Annotated in this window: 5 protein-coding genes; 4 read left to right on the top strand and 1 reads right to left on the bottom strand. The window is 63.8% G+C overall.

The window, feature by feature from the left end; translation table 11 throughout:
* Positions 1-211: 211 nt before the first annotated feature.
* The 4 genes from ACMZ6R_RS20265 to ACMZ6R_RS20250 are packed head-to-tail and all read left to right on the top strand — an operon-like array spanning position 212 to position 3048.
* Positions 212-451, top strand: coding sequence for a hypothetical protein (locus ACMZ6R_RS20265; protein WP_416114765.1), 240 nt, complete (start codon positions 212-214; stop codon positions 449-451).
* Complete coding sequence (gene selD, locus ACMZ6R_RS20260) at positions 448-1491, top strand: selenide, water dikinase SelD (protein WP_416114764.1); 1044 nt, start codon at positions 448-450, stop codon at positions 1489-1491. Before ACMZ6R_RS20265 ends, selD begins: the two co-directional genes overlap by 4 nt.
* A gap of 29 nt (positions 1492-1520) precedes the next feature.
* Complete coding sequence (locus ACMZ6R_RS20255) at positions 1521-1862, top strand: DsrE family protein (RefSeq protein ID WP_416114763.1); 342 nt, start codon at positions 1521-1523, stop codon at positions 1860-1862.
* A 10-nt stretch (positions 1863-1872) separates the two neighbouring features.
* The gene (locus ACMZ6R_RS20250; RefSeq protein WP_416114762.1) at positions 1873-3048 is read left to right on the top strand and encodes a glycosyltransferase family 2 protein; all 1176 of its coding nucleotides are present in this window, start codon (positions 1873-1875) and stop codon (positions 3046-3048) included.
* 112 nt (positions 3049-3160) lie between these two features.
* Here ACMZ6R_RS20250 and rpsT read toward each other — a convergent pair whose 3' ends face one another.
* On the bottom strand, positions 3161-3430 hold the full coding sequence (gene rpsT, locus ACMZ6R_RS20245) for a 30S ribosomal protein S20 (protein ID WP_416114761.1): 270 nt from the start codon (positions 3428-3430) through the stop codon (positions 3161-3163).
* Between the last annotated feature and the right edge of the window lie 149 nt (positions 3431-3579).

The following is a 3579-nucleotide window of genomic DNA, read 5'->3' as shown; positions in this document are numbered from 1 at the left end:
CGGGAGGGGACGCGGACGCGAAGGCGTATTCTTCAAATATGCGCCGCGCGTGGCCGCGTCCCCTCCCGACGGCCAGGCAACGGACGAAATGAATCAAACGAGTCCCATATTGGCTTTGCCTGGAAATAGCGCCACCCAGGGACATTGGCCTGCCACCTTTTAAAATTGATAATAAATTAAACTTGTTATTTTTACGCTCTTGAGGATTGATATGAATCGATTGCCAGGAGAACCGCCGCCGTTCGACCCGGATGCCGTGACGGTCCTGGACTTGGTAGCGGCCCATCCGGCCACCCAGGACGTTTTTCGCAGCTTCGACGCGATGGCGGGCTGCTGTCTGCTGTGCCAGGGGCTTTTCGAGACGATAAACGGACTGGCCGCGCGTTTCGGCCTTGACCGCGACGCGCTGGTGCATGATCTTACCATGGCAATCAACAAGGAAAATCCATGAGCATCGAACTGGTCAAGACCGTCACCGCCGCCGGCTGAGCGGCCAAGATCCCTCCAGGGGACCTGGAGGCCGTCTTGCAGGGCTTGCCGCCCGTAACCGATCCTCGCCTGCTGACGGCTTCCGGCGTCAACGAGGATGCGGCAGTGGTGCGCCTTCCAGACGGCCGGGGGCTGGTCCAGACCGTGGATTTCTTCACCCCCATTGTCAACGATCCCTTCAAGTTCGGCCGCATCGCGGCGGTCAACGCCCTGTCCGACGTCTACGCCATGGGCGGCACGCCGCTTTCCGCCATGAACATCGTATGCTTTCCCATAAAGACCATGGAACGGGAGGTGCTGGCCGAAATCCTGCGCGGCGGGCTGGACGCCGTTCTGGAGGCCGGGGCGGTCCCGGCCGGCGGGCATAGCGTGGAGGACCCGGAGGTCAAATACGGCCTGGCCGTATCCGGGCTGGTCGATGCGGGCGCTTTCGCCACCAACACCGGGCTTGTGCCCGGCGACATCCTTATTTTGACCAAGCCGCTCGGCACGGGCGTTTTGGCCACGGCGCTCAAGGGCGATTTCGGCGATCCGGTCGTGCTCGAAAACGAGCTTTTCACCTGGGCCGGACGGCTCAATGCCGCTGGTGGCCGGGTGATCCGGGAACTTTCGCTCAAGGCGGCCACGGACGTGACCGGCTTCGGCCTGGGCGGCCATCTGCTGGAAATGGCGACCGCTTCGGGCGTTGCCGTGGAGATCCGGCTTGCCGAGGTTCCCTTCCTGCCCCAGGCCGTTGAACTGGCCGGGCTGGGAATGCTGCCGGCCGGCAGCTTCGCCAACCGGAACTACTGTGCCAGGACCGTTTCGGTGGCAAGCGGCCTCGATCCGATCCAGTCCGATCTGGTCTTCGACGCCCAGACCTCGGGGGGACTCGTTCTGGCCGTGCCCGAGGCGAAGGTCGCGGCGGCGCGACGGATGTTGCTCGATGCCGGCGATCTGGCGGCGGTGGTCGGCCGGGTGGTCGCGGCGCGCCCGGATATGGCGCGGCTGCGCATCGTCTGATAGAGCCTTCCGGCAAGGAGAGATCGTTTATGCGCTACGACGTTGTGTTCCATGTCGATGAGGACGCCGCCCATCTCGATGCGGCGCTGACCAATATCCGCAACTATTACGCCGCCCTGCCCCAGGAGCGTTTCACGGCCGTGCTCCTGGTCAATGGCCCGGCCATCAAGCTCATGGGCGCGGACGGCGCACATGCGCAGGCGCTCGCCGAAGCCGCCGGGTTGGGGCTCACAGTCCGCGTCTGCCGCAATGCGCTGCGGCATTTTGGCCTTGCCCCCGAGTGGCTCTGCCCGGTGTGCGAGATCGTGCCGGCCGGCGTGGTGGAGCTGGTTGCGCGCCAGGCCGAAGGCTATGCCTACATAAAACCGTAGTCGCCGTCCCATGGACTACCTGACCCTGTGCTGCATCGCCAAAGACGAAAACGCCTTCATTGTCGAGTGGGCGGCCTACCACGCCATGCTTGGCGTCGAACGGCTCGTCATCTACGATAACGGTTCGCGCATCCCCCTGGCCGAGACCCTGGCCCCCTACGCCGCGCATCTCCCCTGCACCGTGGAAACCATTGCCGGCCCGGCCCGACAGCTCGACGCCTACGCCCATTGCCTGAAAACGTATGGTCCGGGCACGCATTGGCTTGGATTCATCGACGTGGACGAGTTTTTGCTGCCGCGCCGGGAAGACGACCTGCGCCTGCTCCTGACCGATTTCGAGGACGCTGCCGGCCTTGGCGTCAACTGGGTCATGTTCGGCTCCTCCGGCCATGAGACCCCGCCCGGGCTTGTCCTTGAGAACTACACCCACCGTTCGGACTACGCCGCCCCGGTCAATCTCCACATCAAAAGCATCGTCAAGCCTCACGCCGTGCGCGCCCCCCTGTCCCCGCACCATTTCGCCTATACCGAGGGAAACGGCTGCGTGGGTGAAGGTGGTTTTCCCCTGCCCGGGCCTTACGGACCGCACCACAACGACCGGATACAGCTCAACCACTATTTTTTCCGGTCCCGTCAGGATTTTCGGGAAAAAATCGAACGCGGCCGGGGCGACATGCCAACGAGCGCCTTTCGGCACAAGATGGCGGATTTCGACTACCAGCTGCGGCATTACACCATCCCGGACCGGGACATGGAGCGCTTTGCGCCGCGACTGCGGGAGCATTTGGCTGGGAACTGGCCGTCTCCGGCCACTCCCGCCGACTGGGAGGCGGACAGCGAACGGCTGCGGCTGCTTTTGGAACGCAACCGCCCGGATCTGGCCGAATCCCTGTCCCGGGCGCTTGTGGCCGCCCATGCCGCAAATTCCGGGGCCTGGAGCCTGCGCGCCCTGGCGTTGGCGCTCTGCGGCCGGCACGGGGACGCGCGCGAGGCCATGGCCCGCTCGTTTCGCATCGAGCAGACCGTCGAGAACATCTATCAGCTCTTTCGCATCCAGACCCTGGCCGGGGACGCGGACGAGGCCCGGCGCACGGCGCGGTACCTGCACTGGCGACTGAACAGCGTGGACGCGGAACTGCAAAGCGAATGCGCCTGGATTCTGGAGGCGATCCGATCGGTGCTTTAACCGGCCGCAGGTCGCTCCAAAAGAAATGAACTTGGGTGAACAAACACCAAAAGCCCGTCGCGGCAATCCGCGACGGGCGAAAAGGCGTAACAGACGAGGCGAAGGAAGCGCCCTAGGCCTGTTTGGTTTTGTTGACGGCGGTGGACAGGCGGGAAATGTTGCGGGCAGCGGTCTTCCAATGGATGATCTTCTTGCCGGCAGCCTTGTCCAGGGCCTTCGTGGCGGTGAGCAGCGCGGTCTCGGCGGCGGCGGTGTCGCCACCGGCCAGGGCCACGCGCACGGCCTTGATGACGTTGCGCACGCGGGTCTTCACCGCCCGGTTGCGAGCCCGGGCCAAGAGGCTTTGACGATGCCGTTTCAGAGCGGATTTATGATTGGCCAAGGATCGTTCCTCCGTGTAGTGTTCGCTGAAGCAGAATTACTTATGCGAACTCGTTTAATGCGTCAAGAAAAATATTGGACAACAGTGTGTGTTCCGGGGGAGGGAACCCCTTTTTGCAAAAAGGGGTTCCCTCCCCCGGTCCCCCACCC

The organism is Solidesulfovibrio sp. C21, assembly GCF_047785625.1.
In the GTDB taxonomy this organism is placed as follows: domain Bacteria; phylum Desulfobacterota; class Desulfovibrionia; order Desulfovibrionales; family Desulfovibrionaceae; genus Solidesulfovibrio.
Note: the sequence above shows the minus strand (reverse complement) of the source record. Positions and strands in the feature narration are given on the sequence as shown.